The following is a 20,183-nucleotide window of genomic DNA, read 5'->3' as shown; positions in this document are numbered from 1 at the left end:
TGTTGAAACGAACTTTGCCAGGATTACATGCCATGACCGACGTCGTAGAGCAGCTGCTCGAACTTCTGGAACTTCGCAAGCTTGATGATTATCTCTATCAGGGCACGAGTGAAGATCTCGGTTTTCCGAATGTGTTCGGGGGACAGGTGGTAGGGCAGGCGCTCATGGCTGCCTATCGCACCGTAGACTCCGAGTTGTCAGCCCACAGCCTGCACGCCTATTTTTTGCGGGCTGGCGACCCGGCTCACGACATCATCTACGAAGTCACTCAGCTCAGGGATGGTCGAAGTTTTTCTGCGCGCAGAGTCGTTGCGCGGCAGCACAATCAGGAGATTCTCACGCTCACTGCATCATTTCAGCGTGAAGAAGCCGGTTTCGAGCACCAGTTCGATATGCCTGATGTCGTTGCGCCGGATGGACTCAAGTCAGAGCTCCAGATGCGACGCGAAAACGCCCAGTGCATCCCGGAGAGCAAGCGCGCCCAGTTAACGAGAGAATCGCCAATAGAGATTCGCCCGACCTGGCCAATGAACTACGTCAAGCCAGAGCCCCGTCCGCCTTACAAGGATACCTGGTTCCGCGCAATCTCAAGTCTGCCCGACGAACAGTACTGGCATCACTGTCTGCTGGCGTACGCGTCTGACTTCGGGCTGCTGGGGACTGGTCTGCTGCCGCACGGCAAATCCTTCTATCAGCGAGATATGCAGGTGGCGAGCCTTGATCATGCGGTGTGGTTCCAGCGCAGCTTCCGCTTCGATGACTGGTTGCTGTACAGCACCGACAGCCCGAGCGCGTCTGGAAGTCGGTGCTTCAATCGGGGTACGGTATTCGACAGGCAGGGTCGTCTGGTGGCAACGACGGCGCAGGATGGTCTTATCCGCTACCGCCCGCAGAAGAGCTGATCAAGCGCTGAGGCTACTCACCTGCCGCCCGACGAAACGCTGCAAGGTTCGATTGCAGCCACTGCTGCGCCTCGTCCACCGGCTCTGACGTCATCATCGCGTCGATGGTCAGCATCGGCGCGATTTCTGTAGCAGCAATATCCAGCAAAGCCGCCTGCAGCTGACGACCGCCACCACAGTAGGTGTCGCCATAGCTGCTATCGCCCAGGGCTACGACGGCGAAAGGATAGCCCACCAACATCGGCGGCTCGTTGATCAGCCCTGCGAGCAGGGGCTGTAGGGAGTCAGGCACATCGCCCGAACCCGTAGTTGAGCTAACCACCAGCAAAAGAGACTCAGGTACCCGCACAACATTGAGCGCACTGCGCTCGTGCAGCGTGCAATCGAAACCAGCCTCGGTGAGCAGACGTTTCAGTGCAGCGGCGACATCAAGGGCTGCGCCATATACGCTGCCTGCGACAATCTGAATCGATTTCATGAGGTTCCTTTAAACGTTTGGTAGTAATGCTGGCGAGCCTGATTTCAGACCGGATCGTCGAAGCCATTCAGCTCCAGACCCATGGTCTGTCCCTTCCGGGCTGAGTTGTTGAGCCCAGCCGTGGCCGGCCGTTCCCTGGTTACCTGGGGAATGACGATGTTTCGTCCACGCAGCTTGGCCTGATACAGGCTGACATCGGCCTGTCGAAGTAGTGCACCCAGATCTTTCGCGGAATGGATGGAACAGACACCACAGCTTGTGGTCAAGCGGATGGTTTGCTGACCGTAGGCAACCTCCATGCGCGAAATCTTGATACGCAGGCGCTCGGCCATGGCCAAAGCTTCGAGCAGCTTGGTATCCGGGAGCAGGATAAGAAACTCCTCCCCACCCCAGCGCGCGGCGGTATCCATCTTGCGGCATATATCGCGGAGCGCATCGGCAAACTTTGTCAGCACGACGTCACCGGCATCGTGGCCGTAGTTGTCGTTGATCTGCTTGAAATGGTCGATATCCAGCAGGATGACCGAGAAATGATGACCATTACGTTGATAGCGGGAGAACTCGGTCTCCAGCTGATCCCGCATGTCACGGCGGTTCGGCAATTTTGTCAGCTCGTCGGTGCGCGCCGCGTATTCGTAAAGCTTGCCTATGGTGACGAGCTGGGTAATCGCGTCGCGACGCTGCTTGTCGACAATATAGGAGAAGACCACCACGAACATGATCGTGCTAAAGAAGCGAATCTGAAAATCGGGACTGTAGGTCGCAAGCACGAAGGAAAGATTCTCGAAATTGAAAATCAGCAACATGCCCAGCATGAGTGCGGTAACCAGCGAGAGCCCCGTCTTGAGTCCTGAAATGTAGAAGACGAAGGGGGGAAACACATAGCACCAGAGTATGCCGGTATTGGACTCGCCACCGCTGGCCGCGAGGTAAAGCAGCAGCAATCCTATGGACCAGAGGAAAAAGCTCTTGTAGAGCTCGTCGTCCTTGCTGAAAAACAGGATGAACTCATTGGCGAGCATACTGGCCGCGAAGCCGAACAGCACAGCAGCATGGACGAGATGATCGAGCAGCAGCGAGCGCAGGCCGATGATGACCGCGACCAGCGCACCGCTGGCCGCTATCCAACGGACGACGCGCTTTACCGAAGCCTCGTTACTGGCAATGCCAACGAGAGTCTCGCGCTGCTGTCTGCTCATCGGCTGGTTACGGGGCCCTGCTTACGCCTGCCAGTAGCGGCGACACGCTTCTTCTGCCCACCTACGGCGGGTCCACCCTTGCGCGGCGGAAGCCCGGTATGCTGGGTCAGGATAGCGCCTTTAGCCGGCTTCCTCGCTGAGGTTGGACCGGAACGCTTGTGCTTGGGTGACCACCCTGCAGGCTGCGTCGGCGGAATCAGGTGCCGCTTGCCAAAGCCTATGAGGTGAGCCCGCCCCATGCTCTGCAGCGTCTCTCTCAACAGCGGCCAGTTATCCGGATCATGATAGCGGAGGAAGGCTTTGTGTAATCGACGCTGCTTCAGACCTTTCGGGACGACGACATCGTCGCTGTCTCGGCCGATCCTGTGCAGCGGGTCCTTGCCGGTGTGGTACATGGTCGTGGCACTGGCCATGGGGGACGGATAGAAGGCCTGAACCTGATCCGCCCTGAAGCCATTACCCTTGAGCCACAGGGCGAGATTGAGCATGTCCTCGTCCCGGGTACCGGGATGCGCCGCTATGAAATAAGGAATGAGATACTGCTGTTTGCCCGCCTTCCGGCTGAAATGCTCGAACATTTCCTTGAAGCGATGGTAGGTCTCCATTCCCGGTTTCATCATCTTCGAGAGCGGACCAGCCTCAGAGTGTTCTGGAGCAATCTTCAGATAGCCGCCAACGTGATGCGTCACCAGCTCCTCGACGTATTCGGGGTCGCGAACGGCAAGATCATAGCGTAGGCCGGAGGCGATCATGACCCGTTTCACACCTGGCAGCGCACGCGCCTTGCGGTAAAGCTGCGTCGTCGCACTGTGGTCAGTCTTCAGATTCTTGCAGATGGTCGGGAACACACAGGACAGACGCCTGCAGCCGGCGTGAATCTCCTCCGACTTGCAGTTCAGGTGATACATGTTCGCCGTGGGGCCGCCCAGGTCGGAGATCGTGCCGGTAAAGCCAGGTGTCATGTCGCGAATCTTCTCGATCTCCCGCAACACCGATGTTTCCGAACGGCTCTGAATCCAGCGACCCTCGTGCTCAGTGATAGAGCAGAATGAGCAGCCGCCAAAGCAACCCCGCATGATATTCACTGAGAAACGGATCATGTCGAAGGCCGGAATTTTCGCGTCACCATAGCTGGGATGCGGTACGCGCTGGAACGGCAGTTCGAACACGTCGTCGAGTTCTTCGGTGGTGAGCGGAATGGCCGGCGGATTCATCCACAACCAGCGATCGCCATGTCGCTGCAGAAGTGGGCGGGCATTGGCCGGGTTCGTCTCGAGGTGCAGCACTCTGGAGGCGTGAGCGTAGAGCACGGGATCGTTTTTCACCACGTCGTAGGGCGGCAGCTCGATATATTCCGGTTTCGAGGTGGGGGAGGGCAGCAGACGCAGGATCTGCGCCTCCACCTGCTTGCCAGCATCGCCTGAAACATCGAGAGCTGCCATGGCATCGCTGCGTTTGCCGCAGCCGCTGGAGGCATTCAGCCCCAGCTCGCTCTCAGGTGCAGGTGCCATCCCATCGGCCGCATCGTTGGCTGCGGTGTCCTGCTCGTAGACATAGGGGTTCTTCGGCGCCTCGATCTTGCCCGGACGATCGATATGTGTGGAATCGCGCGAAGCCCAGGCCTGAGGCGGCTGTTCGAGCATGACTGCGGTTCCGCGAATATTCGACATCGCCTTGAGGGCTTCGCCGCGTGCAGCGCGCTCGGCAATCTCGACGATGGCTCGTTCCGCATTGCCATAAACCAGCAAATCGGCTTTCGAATCCAGCAGTACCGAGCGCTTGACCTTTTCGGACCAGTAGTCGTAGTGGGCAATCCGTCGAAGGCTCGCCTCTATACCACCGATGAGTACAGGCACCTCTGGATAGGCTTCCTTGCAGCGCTGGCTGTACACGGTTGCCGCCCTGTCGGGGCGCTTGCCGCCTTCATTGTTTGGCGTATAGGCATCGTCATGACGAATCTTCTTGTCCGCTGTGTAGCGGTTGATCATGGAATCCATGTTGCCGGCAGACACGGCATAGAATAGATTGGGCTTGCCGAGGCGACGGAAATCGACCGCGGAATGCCAGTCAGGCTGCGCAATGATGCCGACACGGAAGCCCTGGTTCTCCCAGGTTCTGCCAACCACGGCCATGCCGAAGCTGGGGTGATCGACATAGGCGTCACCGCAGACGATGATGATGTCACAGCTATCCCAGCCGAGCGCCGTCATCTCGGCAACCGACATCGGCAGGAATTGGGCGATGCCGAAGCATTCGGCCCAGTATTTATTACCGGAAAACAGCGGCTTGGCTGCTTGCATACAGGCGTCCAGTTGAAGCGATGCTTCAGAATAGCTGATGGCCACGAACAACAGATCGCCCCCAAACGCAGGGCACCACACGATCCTGGTTGCCGATCAGCAGAGACTAACGCATTCTATAAATGAATGATCGCGGCATGATAACCTAAATCAGCTTATTTTTCGACCGTATTCATGGTGCGTCATTGCGCTCTGAACCCGCTGATTGCGCCAGGTTTGCGTCCGGTCATTACAGACCCCAGATTGAAGAGGACAGGTCACGATGAGTTCAGGAGATTCCAGGGAAATCAGCCGTCAGGCCAAGATGATTTCGGAGATGCGCGGTTTTATCAAGAAAGTATTGGCCGATCCGACCATTCCTGCCCGCTGCATGGAGATAGCTCGCCAGCACCGGAGCGACCGCAATGCCGACACACTCATCGCGGAGGAGATCAGCTCTACCACGACGATCAGGATACCAGAGGAAATGAGCGATGCCGACAGGCTGTTCATCGAAGTGATCAATGAAGTGCTTGAGGATGAAGAGGCCCTGTATTGAGTGCGAGTGGCAGGAAGTGACGGCCGTCACAAACTGTTACCTGAGCTTACCAAGTAAGGCCTTGAATTCGTGAACGTTTACACAGAAAGACAGAAGCGCCACTGATTTTTGTCGATGCGCCCAGTAAGCTCTCGCCCATTGTCGCGTGTCCGCGCGGCTCTCGGGAGATTCTGCGACTCATGATGATTTATTTGCGATTCATTCAATTGGCCGTTATCTGTCTGGCTGCTGCCATGGGTCAGGCCGGTGCGGAAGCCATTGTAGCTGCGCCGCTGAACGCCGTACTGCTACTTGCTGCACTGCCAATGGCGTTGTTCGCGCTTGCCCTGTTCGGACAGCTTGGCAAGCATGCCGACCTGGCAGCGACGCTGTTTGGCATCATCGCTGCAGTCGTCGTTCTGCCTAGCCTGATCATGCCGGTGCTCTGGAATGCTGGTCCCTCAGGACTTGTCGATCCCGCAGCCATGATAGCGCCGCTGCTGGTCGTGCAGACCTTCCTTATTGTCTCATCGGCAGCGATGGCTCATCGGGCTTCATCGAAGCTTGTGGCTCTCGCACGCTAAGCGAGCTGTCAGCCTGCAGTCGCTTTGATTACAATGAGCGGCTGCAGACTGGTGTTGCCATTGTCACGCCCGATGTGCTCAATCTGTGTGCGGCTGCCTGAGAGCAGTTGCAGCTGGGTGCGACTATGACCCGTCGGTAGCAAACCGCTTGCCACGCTCATCAGCTGTCGACCGACCGCTGAACTCAAGAGACTTTTGCCAGGCATTGGTGCCAGTGCACCATAGATCAGCAAGCCGCCTGAACCCCCTGTCTCATCTTCCGCTCTAACGAAAAGCCGCGTCATATCGCTGACCTCTGTCTGAATGCTACAGCTCTGTAAGCTGTGCCAACTGTTTTTGAGCCGCCATTCTGGACGAGCGACTTTCAGCAAGCTGGCCGCGAGACCCGCCACCTCGCGGAGCGATTCCGGCCGCTTCGGCAGCCCACCTCCAGATAATTCATGACGGTGCAGTGTCGCCTCGGTCGCCGCGAACTGCTTCGATACGGACAGCGTAAGTACCTGTAGCCGACCGCTTTCCAGATAGTGACGCAGTGTACGAAGAATCTGGATCGCCTGGACGGCTTCGGACTCCGCTGATGGCGAGTGTTCCCCGCCGTCCTGGGCAAGGAAGAAAAAATGGTATTCAGTGACTGATGGCGTCATGCTATCTCGACTTCTGGCCGCAAGACCTGAAGCCTCCTTCTTCTATGAATGACTGGTTCTGGAACAAACAATGACATATTGCGTTGCTATCGCGGTAGACAAGGGTCTCGTCTTCGCGTCTGACTCACGCACCAATGCGGGCGTCGATCATATCAGCGTCTATCCGAAGATGAACACCTTCGAGATACCGGGGCATGCCTACTTCGTATTGTGCTCCGCGGGGAATCTGGCCACTACGCAGGCGGTTATCAAGGCGATTCAGCGTGACCTCGACCATGAGGCCTCCGAGTCCCTGGCCACCTGTCGTGATATGAGCGATGCGGCGCGCTATATTGGCACGCTGAGCGTTCGGCACCGGCTGTACTATCAGAAGGAGCTCGAGCAGAAGGCCACCTTTGATGCCAGTTTTCTGCTTGGCGGCCAGGTGCAGGGCGAGGCGCCCGATCTGATGATGATCTATCCTGAAGGCAACTACATCACCTATTCGCCATATAGCCCGTATATGCAGCTGGGTGAGACAAAGTACGGTAAACCCATTCTCGACAGGGTCATCAAGTGTGCCACGTCGCTGGAAGATGCTGCGAAATGTGCGCTTGTTTCGCTCGATTCGACCATGCGCAGTAACTTGAGCGTGGCGCCTCCCATAGATCTTTTGATACTCGAGAAGGATGCGTTCAAGCCAGCACAGCGCTGGCAGCTGAAGTTGAACTCCCCATATTACGCCTCACTGCGAAAGCGGTGGGGGGAGGGGCTGCTTGAACTCTTCAATAACCTGCCCGCGTTCGACTGGGAAAAGGAATGACGATGATGCGGTGCCTGCCAACAGGAGCGACATAGGGTTTGAATGACAGAATACCTGGACCACGCCCGGAGCTGAAAGGCCAACAGCAGAGTCAGCAGATGCTCGACCTCCAGGCCTCGGCGTACGCGGGAACGGCAGACGGCTACGATGAAATGGTGGCAGCCGACGGCAGTGTCCGCCCGCACTGGTCCAACCTGGCCAGTTTGCTCACCACTAATTCCGCTGAGCAGTGGCGTGCGCTTCGTCGCGAGTCTGAGCGCCGGCTTCGTGATCAGGGGGTCTATTACAACGTCTATACGGACCCTGCAGGTGCTGCCAGAACATGGCGCCTCGACCCACTGCCAATGATCATTGCGCCTGCTGAGTGGGAGGTTCTTCAACCCGCCATCCAGCAGCGGGCCAGACTGTTTTCACATATTCTGCTGGACCTGCAGGGTGAATCACGCTGCTTACGCAACGGCTTGCTTCCCCCTGAGCTTGTCTACCTGCATTCGGCCTATTATCCCGCCCTGTTTGGGGGTGCCGGACAGCCAATGACGCTGTTCGCTTCAGATCTGGCGCGGGGCCCGGATGGCAACTGGTGGGTCGTAAGCGATCGCACACAGGGCCCCTCAGGCATCGGCTATGTCATGGAAGCGAGGCAAGTCAGTAATCGTGTGATGCGGCCGGAAGTGCAGGATATTCAGCCGGCCAGCCTGCTGCCATTCCTGCGAAAGATAAAAGCGCATCTTGCGGCTCTGGCGCCACGCAAGACTGAGGATCCCGTTATCGTGCTGATGTCATCGGGCGTCGGCAATGAAGTCTATTTCGAACATGCCTATCTGGCCAATCACTTGGGCATTACGCTTGCCGAAGGTGGGGATCTGACGGTACGTGATGGTAACGTCTTCCTGAAGACAGTTGACGGGCTCAAACAGGTCGACGTCATTATTCGCCGGGTAGATGATTCATTCTCCGACCCGCTCTATTGCCGAGGTGACTCGGTACTGGGCGTTGCCGGGCTGGTGCAGGCACAAAAGCTGGGACGGATAGGCCTGGCAAACCCGATTGGTTCGGCCATCCTCGAGTCGCCCGGTATCCTGCCATTCCTGCCCCGGCTGGCGCGCTACTTTCTGAACGAGTCCCTCAAGATCAATAACGTGGCGACCTGGTGGTGCGGACAGGCTGCGGAACGCCAGCATGTTTGCAGTCGCATCGACGACATGGTCATCAAGAGCATTGACCGCGGCAATGCACCGATATTTGGTGGCGGCCTCACGAAGGCTGAGCAGGCGGTACTGATTGCCCAGATCAATGCTCAGCCCTGGCAGTATGTTGGCCAGCAGCGGCTGGCCTTCTCGACGGTGCCGACCTTCAATGGTGACGAGCTGATCCCACGGCATCTCGTGACCAGGCTCTTCACCGTGGGCAATGGTGCTGAATACGATGTGATGCCGGGTGGGCTCACGAGGGTCTCGGGGACGTCCTCACAGCCTTTCGTGTCCAGTCAGAAAGGCGGTCTCAGCAAGGATACCTGGGTCATCAGCGAGCAGACCGAGCCAACGGCGGCGCTGATTGCCGAGCAGACCTATCGTCACGAGCAGGCTGAGCGGGGACGCAATAGCCCGCCGGTTCCACTCACCAGCCGGGCTGCCGAGAATATCTATTGGATGGCGCGATATCTCGAGCGCTCGCAAACCATTCTTCGGCTCATGAGCAGTTACAGTGAGCTCTATGACCGGCGTTACGAAGAAGATGTGCAGGTCGAAGCACGCCTGCTCAACACGTTGGCCATCTGCATATATCAGCATCTGGGCTTTTCAATGGCGGCTTTCGAGAACGAAAGCAAGACGCGGCTGAACAAGCCGCTCACCGTTGAAAAACTAGCGCGCTGGGTCTATGCGGAAAACGTAAACGGCAGTATCACTTCCAATCTTCGCTCCGTTATCCGTAGTGGCTATGAAGTGCGTGATCTGTTTTCAGGCGACGGCTGGCGAAGCATTGAAAATCTCGAGCAGACGCTCAAGACAATTGCCAAACGCTTCAGTGCAGCGAGTGAAGGCAACGGGCTGGATCGGAGCGATATCGATGACATGCAGCGCACCCTATCCAACACCTCCTTTGCCGTGACCGGGGCCACCGGAGACAGTTTGCCGGCGGACCAGGGCGGTCTTTGGCTCAAGCTCGGACGCGATCTGGAGCGTGCCCACTGCCTGACCTTCCTGGTGGCGCGATTCATCGGTCAGTATCAGATCGAAGGAGAGCATCGTCAGCTTGAAGAGCTTTTGCGCGCAAACGACGCTTACGGCAGCTATCGGCGCAGGATGGGCACGCTGATCGAGTCGTCCGCGGTGTTCTACCATCTGCTTCTGGATCCGAGGAGTCCTCGCTCGCTCTACGCCATACTCGACGGCATGGAGCCGCTTGTTCAGGCCCTGGATGCACGGCGCAGTAGTTCTGGAGGTGGTCACGATCAGCTGGGCGATGCCCTGTTCGCTGCTCTGGCGCAGTTAAGGCTCGCGCCGCAGGCCGTCTGGTCTGACCTGCGGCATCAGCGCCTCAATGTCGTTGATGTGGTGTTTCGAACCAAGCAGAATCTCAATCAGATTGGCCAGGAAATCGACCAGCGCTTTTTTGCGCAGGTCAAACAGACCTCCAGACGGTAGGCGAGCAATGGCAGTTCAACAGATTTCAGTAAGACACGATACGACCTATGCCTATTTCGCGCCGGCGTCATTGTCTTACTATAGAGCCTGCCTGCAGCCTCTGAGCCAGGTGCGCTGTAACCACTTCGTACAGAAGCTGGAAAGCTTTTCCCTGCATGTCGACCCGGCACCAAGGCTTACCCTGCGGGAGCGTGATGTTTTCGCCAATGTGCAGGCTTACTTCGAAATCGACCAGCCTCATGATCGGCTACTCGTTCGGTCCGAGGCGAAACTGTCTCAGACGCCCATCGGCGAGTTACCGCTGGCCGAAACGCCTGAGTTGCTGAAGCCCTGGGAGTCGCTGTTGCTCCCGGAAGTTCGCGCCAGTTTGCCCACGAATGGCTTCATAGCCTGCATCTATCCCAGTCAGCGCGTGCCCGACGCAGCCGATGCGGCTGACATCATTGAGTTCGCGGCAGAAAGTTTTACGCCAGAGCGGCCTATCGTTGATGCGCTGATGGACTTTACTCAACGTATTCATCAATCGTTCAGTTATGAAGGTGGCAGCACGCATGTCGATACACCGGTGACCGAAGCCTGGCTGAACAGGAAGGGCGTGTGTCAGGACTTCAGCCATTTCGGCCTGACAGGTCTGCGCGGGCTCGGCCTGCTCACTGCCTATGTCAGCGGCTACATGTTGACTGAGCCGCCCGAAGGGGAAGAAAAGCTGGTCGGCTCGGACGCTTCACACGCCTGGATTGCACTATGGGTGCCGGGGTTCGGTTGGCTTCATGCCGATCCTACCAACAATTGCCTCGTTGACGAACGATATATCGTGACTGCCATTGGCAGGGACTACAGCGATATTCCGCCTCTACAAGGTGTAAGCTACGGTGCAGACAGTCAGCCTCCGGTGGTGGGTGTCACCGTATCGCGGACCTGACTTGCCTGATTACTGAATTGAGGTATTAGGGCCGATCTGGCATGGTTGAGTAACTGAATTCCGGATTGCGAACAAAAGACCTCACTAATTGAGCGGTTTAAGGAAGCTAAACGCTATGGGCATAGACTGGAAGAAGTACACTTACCCTGATTTGTACGACGAGCTTATCGATGCGAAAGGCAAGCCCCGCACGATTGCCGAGCCGCTCGCCAGACAACTTGCCAACATGGACCCTGAGGATCTGATCCGGTTGAAGCAGACCGCGGAGCTGGCCATCAAGGAGATGGGTGTCAGTTTCACTGTCTATGACGCCGAAGGTGGCTCAATCGACCGACAGTGGCCCTTCGACATCCTGCCCAGAATCATGGGCAGTCGGGAATGGACGGTGGTCGACAAGGGCTTGAAACAGCGTGCCAAGGCGCTGAACATGTTCATCGATGACGTTTATCACGATCAGCGCATCATCAAGGACAAGGTCTTCCCCAAGGATATTCTTCTCAAATCGAAGAATTTCAGAAAGCAGTGTGTGGGCATGAGTCCGGCCCATGGCGTTTGGGCGCACATCTGCGGCTCGGATCTGGTCAGACACTCCGACGGCAACATCTATGTGCTCGAGGATAATCTCCGGGTGCCTTCCGGTGTGTCGTACATGCTGGAAAACCGACAGGTGATGAAACGCGTCTTCGCCGATCTCTTCAGCGAATACTCCATACTCCCCGTCGACGATTACCCGTCGCAGCTGTTCGACACGCTCGCTGCACTTTCCCCGCGTCCCGCCGCTTACCCGCAGGTCGTGGTGATGACGCCGGGCATCTACAACTCGGCCTATTTCGAACACTCCTACCTTGCACAGCAAATGGGCTGTGAACTTGTTCAGGGCAGTGACCTGCTGGTCGATGACGACGACTGTGTCTACATGAAGACGATCGAAGGACTGGAGCGGGTGGACGTCATTTACCGACGGGTAGACGACCTCTTTCTCGACCCCGAAGTCTTCGACAAGACCTCCATGCTGGGTGTTCCCGGACTCATGAGGGCCTGGCTGGCAGGCAATGTCGCGCTGGCAAACGCCCCCGGTGCTGGTGTTGCTGATGACAAGGTTGTGTATGCCTTTGTGCCCGCCATGATCAAGTATTACCTTTCCGAAGAACCCATTCTGCCGAACGTGCCAACCTATCTGTGCATGCGAGACGACGATTGCAAGTACGTGCTTGAGAACCTTGAGAAGCTCGTCGTCAAGCCGGCCAACGAATCCGGTGGCTACGGCTTGCTGGTTGGCCCTCAGTCCACGAAGAAGGAGCGTGACGCCTTTGCCAAGCTGATCAAGGCTGATCCGAGGAACTTCGTGGCCCAGCCTACACTGAGCCTCAGCACCATTCCGACACTCTTCGATGGCAAGCCGGAACCACGGCATGTGGACATGCGGCCCTTCATATTGTCGGCGGATCAGATCCACGTCACGACTGGCGGCCTGACCCGGGTGGCCCTCACCAAGGGTTCCCTGGTGGTCAATTCGTCGCAGGGCGGTGGTAGCAAGGATACCTGGATCATTGATGAGGAGAGCATCTGATGTTATCGAGAGTCGCAAGCAATATTTACTGGATGGCACGCTACCTCGAACGAGCTGAAGGTGTGGCCAGGCTCATCAACGTGAACTCCAACCTGCTGCTTGACCTGCCCAAGGGCATCTCGCCGAAGTGGGGGCAGCTGGTCTCGATCACCGGAGCCGATGAGTTCTATCCGCAGGATGCTGACGAAACCGATCGCGATGGGCGGCAGGCGCTGAAGATCCTTATCACCGATGAAAAGTCGCCGGTTTCTCTGGTCACCTCCATCGTGAATGCGCGTGAAAATGCGCGGACTGTGCGTGATGTCATGCCGCGTGAAGTGTGGGAAGCCATCAACAGTCTTTTCATATTCGCTCGGGATGGCTCGTCGCAGGCTCTTGGCAAGCGCAGCCGATATCAGTTCCTGTCGGATGTGATCGAACAGTGCCAGACCATCTCAGGCATTTTGGCCGGCACAATGAATCGCGATGCGGGCTACATGTTTCTGGAAATGGGTCGCCTGATCGAGCGTGCCGATATGACGAGCCGTATCATCGATACTCGCTCGGCGAATCTCTTGCCGAATGATCACGAGATGGACGAGGAATCGCCCGCGTTGCTGGAGGCGGTGAAGCGACGAACCTACGACAGTCTGCAGTGGATGAGCGTGCTCAAATCGCTCACTGGCTATCAGATGTACAGGCTGGAAATGCAGGTGCGCATCCAACGGCAGGAAGTGCTGCGATTCCTGATGCAGTCGACGGTATTCCCGCGGTCGATTACCCGCTGTATTCTGGAAATCGAAGCCACGCTCGAAATTCTAGAGAATGGCGAGCGTGCCTTACTTGTAATCAACCGGCTGAAGCGACAACTTGACCACGCCAACTTCTCTAAATTGAAACAGACCGAGCTCCAGCACTTCGTGGACCAGCTGCAGGTTGGCTTCAGCCAGTTACATGAAGAGCTTGGTTACGCCTATTTCGGCCAGATTCAGGAAGCGAAGCAGACGCAGACGCAAACTCAGGCAGCGGTTTAATGTTGAGGGCCGGATCCCAGCGACCCGGTCGCTGGTAGCCCGGCCTGTCACATCAAGGTCAGGCTGCTTTTTTCAGTATGGACTCGATCTGCTCCACCAGCTCACGGACTTCAGGTTCGGCAGCGATGCCGGCCTGCTCTTCAAGAACACTCCGTAGAATGTCCTTTGTAGTCAGCGGGTTCGCCAGCACTACCCGGAACACAATGCAGTCCTGATAGTCGTACTGAGGCGGGTTTAGCCGCGTTCGTGACACGAAGGCCTTGCCACGGTTGCGCTGGGTCTTCTGGATTCGCTTGGTGATCTTGCTCAGCAACTCGTTGATATCCCGTCGCTGCTGTGGCGAGCAGGCGGCCATCTGTCGTCTGATCGATTCAGGCGCGAAACGATAGGTCAACAGATTGAGCTCGGGCTCCGAGATGAGTTCGAACAACGACGTCTTCTTGATCTCATCAGCAAAGAACCGCGCTTTCGCGATGCCCTCATCGATCAGGATTTCGTAACCGGTGCGGCCGATGATTTTAAGTGCAGACTGGATGAGCAGGGCCATGCCCGGACGCGACCCTTCCAGTGTCTTGCTGCCCAGGTCTCGCGAACCTTTTCGAATGATGTACTGCGCGTGATGCTCAATGGCGTTTGGTGTCAGGGGATCCTTGAACAGCACCAGACCTGAGCCCATCGGCACGTAGAGTTGCTTGTGCGCATCCAGCGTGACCGAGTCTGCGAGTTCAATGCCCTTCAGCAGATGCTTGTGGGTCGATGAAAAAAGGGTAGGTCCACCCCAGGCCGCATCAACATGGAAATGGATGCCAAAGCGTTTTGCAATCGCAGCTACCGCGGTCAGATCGTCGACGTTGCCGGTTTCAGTCGTGCCAGCGACACCCACTATTGCGATAACTCTGGTGCCTGCGGCTTTGAGCGCTTCACAACGGGCAATGAGCCGATCCGGACGGATCCGGTTGCTGTCGTCCGTTTCGATGGCAATGACCTGATCGCTACCAAGGCCGAGCAGATCTGCGGACTTGCTCAGACTATAATGACCCCGCTTGGATACGAGAATGGCGCAGTCGTCATAGCCGTAGTGCTTCAATGCACGAGCCAGTCCGGACTTGCGAACACCCTTGAAATCACCGTCTGCCGGAAAACATTGATTCCGTGCAACCCATAATGCCGTCAGGTTCGCGATCGTTCCGCCAGAGCACATACTGCCAAGGGCAATAGAATGGTCGTGCAGATTGCTGGCGTAGAATTCGTCACTAGCGCCGTAGACCAGCCGGTGGAGCATGCCAAGCACCTGTCGCTCCAGCGGCGTGAACGCCTTTGAAGTCTCGGTCTTCACCAGATTCTGATTCAGGGCGATCATGATGCGCGAGAGCGGCAGCATGAAATAGGGCAGCGCTGACGTCATGTGGCCGATGAAGCTGGGCGAGGCTGTGTGCACAGAATGTGCGACCAGTTTGTCGAGTAGGTGCTGCGTCTGCTCGGATACGAAAATCGGTTGTTCGGGAATTTCAGAGCTGCTGAAGTCTTTTTCAACTTCATCCAGATCCTTCTCGACCGCCACAATATGATCCTGCAGGAAGCCTGCGAGATTGTGCGAGATCTGCTGATCTATTCGCCCCAGCGTCGAATCGGGCTCTTCGGCGACGGTAAACACCCGATACATGCTCTCGATGCTGGCACTGGCTGTTTTTTCCGTAGCCATTTCAATGAAATCCTGCTTGGGCATAGACTACCTGATGTTACGCCTTACGTTTCTACAGCGGCGACAGGTGACCTGTCGCTCAGTGCATGCATCTTCAATTTGCCTGCCGGCTCACTGCCGGTAGCCGCTACTAGTATAGCGGAAGTCGGTCTCAGAAAAAGGGTCGGGTTGAGAGGCAGCCCTGCGGCAGTCGTCAAAGCATGATCGGTATCATGGTCCGCCAGTGAGCTGGCCTGCGAACGTCAGCTGTCCAGACTGCACCAGGGATTTTATCAATGCTTTCGATGTCTCAGCCCGACGACTGGCCTCCAGCGCTCGTTTCAACTCGGCGCGGATATCCTCGAGCGGCATACTCATCTGCTCGGCATTACTGCTGTAGAAGCGATCCACATCATCATCTGTGATTTCAGCGGCACCGATACTGGCAAAAATTTCCCTGAACTCCTCGCGTCGCGCTTCCACTGCAATCTGTGCTGACTGCATGAGGCCTTGCTGATATTTCTTCAAGGCTGACTGCCAGGCGTCCTGGAACATCTTGCGTGCCAGCGGTGGCAGTGTTGCCGGCGTGTAGATCGTGCCTTTGAGCTCGAACAGGGCAAGGTCCGGGTCTGGCATGGTCTCGGTCGCAAACGCAGGTGGTGCGGATTGGCCACCGGGACTTTGCGTGTGAATGAGGGTGGCGATGAACATGCCGAGTGCGAAGGCACAGAATACGAAGAGACCGGTGGGCAGCCTGGCAAAGGTGCTTGCATGATCTTTTGAGCGGAAGAGCACGATCCGACTCCTTGGGGGCAATACGCGAGAGCAGGATCTTACAGAGCAGCTACAATTAAATCCAGAAACCAGCAAGCGGAGTTTCGGCCTGTCGCAGCTGGTCTGACACCAATCTATCCGGACTTACCATGGCCCGCACAGATCAGCGCGCGCACCATCGCCACACGATCTCTCGTGATGTGCTTCTCGTTTTGCCCGGGCTGGCCCCTGCCAGCGCCCGGATGCTCAACACATGCATCGGCGGCTGCCTGTTAGGTAATATCCGCGATCGCACCGTGCTCGGCGCACTGGGAGAAGATCCTGCTTCTCTGGTCGAAATCTGTCTCTTCGATGAAGACGACAATATGATACGGCTCATGGGGCAGCAGCGACGGGTGGCCGATAGCACTCTGGGTGTGCAATTCCTCGAGGCACAGGAGCGGCTGGTAGACTATCTGCTCCTGGCCTCTTCAAGAGCTGGCGATGACGAGCCGATTGCGCACCGCGGCCTGCCTGGCCAGTCCCGAAGTCATCAGCATCCGCAATCTGCAGCAGACCGTCTCTGGCTGCTGCAGTTCGGTCGCCAGTTTTTCGCCACGCTCATCGATAATTTTCTGGTGCAATGCTTCGAGCACAAGCAGAAGCTCATTCTGCGTGGCGTTCACGATGCGCTGGCACAACGCATAGAGGCGACTTATCGACAGTTGCTCAAGCACAAGATGATGCTCACCGAAGGGCTGCAGAACAGCTTTGAAGAAAACCTGAGTAGCCTGGGCAGTCAATCGACGACCAAAGTTAATGCTGCCGACAAGCCGTCCGCTGCCTTGTCCGACTTGCGATTGCTCGAAAAGGATGAGTTCGAGAATTGGCTCGAGTTCCAGTTGATTGCCGCTGCGGTAGCCGGTTCGCATAACCGTTATCTCTACACCGTTCAGCAGCGGCTCTCGGCCATGCTCGATGCGGCGCTGACTGCCGAAAACAATCCATTTGGACCTGCCATGGTTGGGCATCTGATGCGGGACGTCATCCAGCGTCAGGAGATCGTGCTCGACGCGCGCAGTTTCATGTTCAGTTCATATCAGGATGCTCTGTCAGCATTACTGCGAGAAGAGTTGCCGGTACTGGACAGCTATCTCAAGCGGCAGGGCTATCTTGCGCTTGCACCGGAACAGATCAGGACCCAGTGGCCAAGGCAGGCTAATGACCGTTCCGTGCCGAGCGTCAGTGATGCCGGGGCGCTTCAGCAGGAGGAGGACTACGACAGCTATCCCCAGGCTGCACTGAAGCCGTTCACCTTTGACGATGATATCGTCATCGAGAATCCGCGCCAGACCCTTGGCAATAACTCGGCAGGCGCATTGTTCGAGATGCTCTCCCTGTCGCAGAGCCTCGCTGATGGTCGAACAGGTAGCTCAGGCGTGCCTCCGCTCGCCTTGGTAGGTCGCTCAGCCGAGCAAGCCAGAAACGAAATCACACAGGAAGATATCGACAGCTGTCAGCGCTATCTGGAGCAGCACGATCAGCGGCTCGGGCAAGAGCTGGAGGATTACGACAGCGTACTCACCGGAGTGCTGGAGTCTTTGCCGCAAGAAGGGCTGACGCCTCGGCAACACACCCTGCTGCACACAAGGGCGCGGCTGGTCGAGAAGTTGTTCCAGGCGATCGATACGCTCGAACAGGTGCCCGAGCGCCTGAGGCCGCTGATGGCGCGCCTCAAGCTGCCGATGCTGAAGATGGTGCTGCAGGACGTAACTTTTTTCGAGGACTCGCGGCACCCCCTGCGCAAGATCATGAACAACTTCATGTCACTTGCGATCAATGATCGGACTGCCGGGGATACGCTTCCGGACCTGCTTGAAGATATTGTAGGCCGGCTAGAGACCAGCGGACATGACAGACAAGTCGATCTCGAGGCGATCAACCAGCGCTTGAGTCAGCTGGTAATCCGTCAGGCCCGCGCCTTCGAACGCACCGTCGACCGTGTGGCGAAGCTACACGAAGGTCGGGAAAAGATGCAGCTCGCGCGTGAATGGGTGCAGCATCAGCTCAGTTCGCTGCTGCAGGGTCGCAAGGTGCCCGTACTGGTGCTGAACATCCTGGCGGCTGGTCTTGAGCAGATCATCATTCTCTGCTATCTCAGGCATGGTCCTGCCAGTGCGGAAGTCGCCAAGAAGCTCGAGATCGTGGCTCAGCTGCAGCTATGGCTTTCGGCATTACCCGACGACAAACCGGCACTGTTCGAAATGGAGCTGGAGGGCCGTAGTCTTGTCGAGTCCATAGAACATGCCTTCGAAGATTTCGGCCTGCAGCATCAAGGCAAGGGCGTTATCGACGAACTGCACGAGCGCATCTTTCACGGCGGACGCAGCGAGCTGCTGCACATGCAGCAGTATCGCCTGGTGAGCCAGGAACCCCTGCAACGCTCGGATACACCAGGCATGTCAGACAAGCCTGCCGCCTCCGGCTCGGTCGGCCAACTCGGCGCGGCCAACCCGGCGCCGACGGCCTTGCCGAAACGCTGGCTCGAGCGGATCGAGGCACTCGAGATCGGGCAGTGGGTGTCATATACGGTCTCCGGCTGCGGCGCACAAAAGCTCAAGCTTATCTGGATGGATCGCAAGCGCAGTACCTTCATTTTCCTCTCCCCCCGGGGTATGGCTGAGAAGCAGTTCAGCCGAACTGCACTGCTGAATATGTTGCACACGGGTGAGCTCACTCTACTGCGGGAAGCCGGTCGGCCATTCTCGGACCAGAGCCTGTTCAAGGTCATTGAAGACCTGTACCAGCGCAACGTTGTTGAGGCTGTGCACGACCCGCTCACCGGCTGCATGACCCGTACCGAATTCGCCAAACAGCTCGACCAGAAATTGTTGCAGTTGAAAAGAACGACAGGTCGTGAGGCTGTTATCATCTTCTTCAACATCGATGCTTTTTCGCTATTGAATGATAACTTCGGTCTCGAGGTGGGTGACGCAGTTCTGAAAGCCATTCCGAACATTGTCGACGCTGCGGTTTCAGACACTCGGGCGAGCGTCGAGGGGCCTGGTACGGAGCGCTTCCTTATGGGGCGCCTGGGCAGCGACGAATTTGCAGTCCTGATCGACCCTTGCTCGGTTGCAGAAGGTGACCGCGCAGCCAACGAGATACTCGCAGCCCTGGCTGCGCGAAGTTTTGGCGGGGCCAAAGAGGCGGCCAGTTTCCACATCGGCGCCAGCATTGGCCTATTGCCTTTGGGACGCGGCAGTGGCGACTCCGCCAGCGTGCTACAGAACGCTGCGCTGGCCTGCAAGACGGCCAAGGCAGCAGGTGGCAGCCGTGTGCACCTGTTTCAGGAAAGTGACGTGGGGCAGATCCACCAACGCACGGTTATGGGCTGGGTCTATAAAATAGACAATGCCATCGCTTCCAACAGCTTCTGGCTACGGGGGCAGAAGATCGCGGGTATAGGCAACAACGCCAGGGCCAAGCCTCTTTATGAGCTTCTGCTGGGCGTGCGCGATGAACAGGGTCAACCAATTTCGCCTGGGCCACTCATCGAAGCGGGTGAACGTTTCAAGAAGTCATCGCTGATCGATCGCTGGGTCGTCGAGCAGGCGCTGCAGTTCATGGAAAGAAATCCGGCAGCGCTCGAATCTTCGTCCGGATATCACATCAATCTGTCTGCCCACTCCTTGAATGATGATGCCTTCCTCGATTTCCTTGAGCAGCGGCTGGACCACTACCGGAACATCTGCACCAAGATCGTCTTTGAAATCACTGAGACGGCGGCCGTGGCCAACACGCACTACACTGCGGATTTCATGCTGCGGTTGAAGAGGCTGGGCTGCCGTTTCGCCCTGGACGATTTCGGCACAGGTTTCTCCTCATACAACTATCTGCAGAACCTGCCAGTGGATTACCTGAAGATCGATGGCACCTTCGTAACCGACATCACCCATAATATGGTGAACTATGCGATGGTAAAGTCGATCTCGGAACTCGGCCGCTTCCTCGGGATGGAGGTTATTGCGGAGTGCGTGGAAGACAAAGCCACCATAGATGCGCTGAAAAACATCGGAGTTGAATGGGTTCAGGGTTACGCTATCTCAGCACCCAAGCCGCTGGATTCTGGTAACAGTTAAGGAATAAATGCCGCGCCAGCAATACAGAGCG

General features: G+C 57.1%; 15 protein-coding genes. 9 read left to right on the top strand and 6 right to left on the bottom strand.

The genetic code is table 11. The features are described from left to right. The first annotated feature begins 32 nt into the window (after positions 1-32). Positions 33-902 carry an acyl-CoA thioesterase gene (locus tag ACH3PB_RS14325; protein WP_416395958.1) on the top strand — a complete coding sequence of 290 codons (870 nt, stop codon included), beginning with the start codon at positions 33-35 and terminating at the stop codon, positions 900-902. A 13-nt stretch (positions 903-915) separates the two neighbouring features. Here the strand turns inward: ACH3PB_RS14325 and ACH3PB_RS14320 are convergent, their stop codons facing one another. The 3 genes from ACH3PB_RS14320 to ACH3PB_RS14310 are packed head-to-tail and all read right to left on the bottom strand — an operon-like array spanning position 916 to position 4,879. Further along, on the bottom strand, positions 916-1,380 hold the full coding sequence (locus ACH3PB_RS14320) for a flavodoxin domain-containing protein (protein ID WP_416395956.1): 465 nt from the start codon (positions 1,378-1,380) through the stop codon (positions 916-918). 44 nt (positions 1,381-1,424) lie between these two features. After that, complete coding sequence (locus ACH3PB_RS14315) at positions 1,425-2,579, bottom strand: GGDEF domain-containing protein (RefSeq protein WP_416395954.1); 1,155 nt, start codon at positions 2,577-2,579, stop codon at positions 1,425-1,427. Then, on the bottom strand, positions 2,576-4,879 hold the full coding sequence (locus tag ACH3PB_RS14310; protein WP_416395952.1) for a YgiQ family radical SAM protein: 2,304 nt from the start codon (positions 4,877-4,879) through the stop codon (positions 2,576-2,578). Before ACH3PB_RS14310 ends, ACH3PB_RS14315 begins: the two co-directional genes overlap by 4 nt. A 262-nt stretch (positions 4,880-5,141) precedes the next feature. Between ACH3PB_RS14310 and ACH3PB_RS14305 the strand changes: the two genes are divergently transcribed. Beyond that, entirely contained in the window at positions 5,142-5,417 is a 276-nt protein-coding gene (locus tag ACH3PB_RS14305; RefSeq protein WP_416395951.1) for a hypothetical protein, read from the top strand. Between the two features lie 179 nt (positions 5,418-5,596). Then, positions 5,597-5,980 carry a hypothetical protein gene (locus tag ACH3PB_RS14300; protein ID WP_416395949.1) on the top strand — a complete coding sequence of 128 codons (384 nt, stop codon included), beginning with the start codon at positions 5,597-5,599 and terminating at the stop codon, positions 5,978-5,980. Between the two features lie 8 nt (positions 5,981-5,988). On the opposite strand, the gene ACH3PB_RS14295 is transcribed toward ACH3PB_RS14300, so the two are convergent. Continuing rightward, the gene (locus ACH3PB_RS14295) at positions 5,989-6,624 is read right to left on the bottom strand and encodes a hypothetical protein (protein ID WP_416395947.1); all 636 of its coding nucleotides are present in this window, start codon (positions 6,622-6,624) and stop codon (positions 5,989-5,991) included. A gap of 70 nt (positions 6,625-6,694) precedes the next feature. Between ACH3PB_RS14295 and ACH3PB_RS14290 the strand changes: the two genes are divergently transcribed. The 5 genes from ACH3PB_RS14290 to ACH3PB_RS14270 all read left to right on the top strand — a co-directional run bounded on the left by ACH3PB_RS14290 (position 6,695) and on the right by ACH3PB_RS14270 (position 13,576). Then, on the top strand, positions 6,695-7,426 hold the full coding sequence (locus ACH3PB_RS14290) for a peptidase (RefSeq protein WP_416395946.1): 732 nt from the start codon (positions 6,695-6,697) through the stop codon (positions 7,424-7,426). A 38-nt stretch (positions 7,427-7,464) separates the two neighbouring features. After that, complete coding sequence (locus ACH3PB_RS14285; protein WP_416395945.1) at positions 7,465-10,071, top strand: circularly permuted type 2 ATP-grasp protein; 2,607 nt, start codon at positions 7,465-7,467, stop codon at positions 10,069-10,071. Between the two features lie 7 nt (positions 10,072-10,078). Beyond that, positions 10,079-10,993 carry a transglutaminase family protein gene (locus tag ACH3PB_RS14280; protein ID WP_416395943.1) on the top strand — a complete coding sequence of 305 codons (915 nt, stop codon included), beginning with the start codon at positions 10,079-10,081 and terminating at the stop codon, positions 10,991-10,993. A gap of 115 nt (positions 10,994-11,108) precedes the next feature. Continuing rightward, positions 11,109-12,563: a circularly permuted type 2 ATP-grasp protein gene (locus tag ACH3PB_RS14275; protein WP_416395941.1), complete on the top strand. Its 1,455-nt coding sequence runs from the start codon at positions 11,109-11,111 to the stop codon at positions 12,561-12,563. Continuing rightward, positions 12,563-13,576: an alpha-E domain-containing protein gene (locus ACH3PB_RS14270; protein ID WP_416395939.1), complete on the top strand. Its 1,014-nt coding sequence runs from the start codon at positions 12,563-12,565 to the stop codon at positions 13,574-13,576. The genes ACH3PB_RS14275 and ACH3PB_RS14270 overlap by 1 nt, the downstream gene beginning before the upstream one ends. Before the next feature lie 58 nt (positions 13,577-13,634). On the opposite strand, the gene panP is transcribed toward ACH3PB_RS14270, so the two are convergent. Then, positions 13,635-15,302, bottom strand: a complete 1,668-nt coding sequence (gene panP, locus ACH3PB_RS14265; RefSeq protein WP_416395937.1) for a pyridoxal-dependent aspartate 1-decarboxylase PanP — start codon at positions 15,300-15,302, stop codon at positions 13,635-13,637. Between the two features lie 186 nt (positions 15,303-15,488). Then, positions 15,489-16,052, bottom strand: coding sequence for a hypothetical protein (locus tag ACH3PB_RS14260; protein ID WP_416395935.1), 564 nt, complete (start codon positions 16,050-16,052; stop codon positions 15,489-15,491). Between the two features lie 128 nt (positions 16,053-16,180). Between ACH3PB_RS14260 and ACH3PB_RS14255 the strand changes: the two genes are divergently transcribed. Further along, a complete protein-coding gene (locus ACH3PB_RS14255) occupies positions 16,181-20,152 on the top strand; it encodes a DUF1631 family protein (RefSeq protein WP_416395933.1) in 3,972 nt (1,323 codons plus the stop codon). Positions 20,153-20,183: the final 31 nt, after the last annotated feature.

Source organism: Allohahella sp. A8 (assembly GCF_047946665.1).
Taxonomy (GTDB): Bacteria; Pseudomonadota; Gammaproteobacteria; order Pseudomonadales; family Oleiphilaceae; genus Allohahella.
Note: the sequence above shows the minus strand (reverse complement) of the source record. Positions and strands in the feature narration are given on the sequence as shown.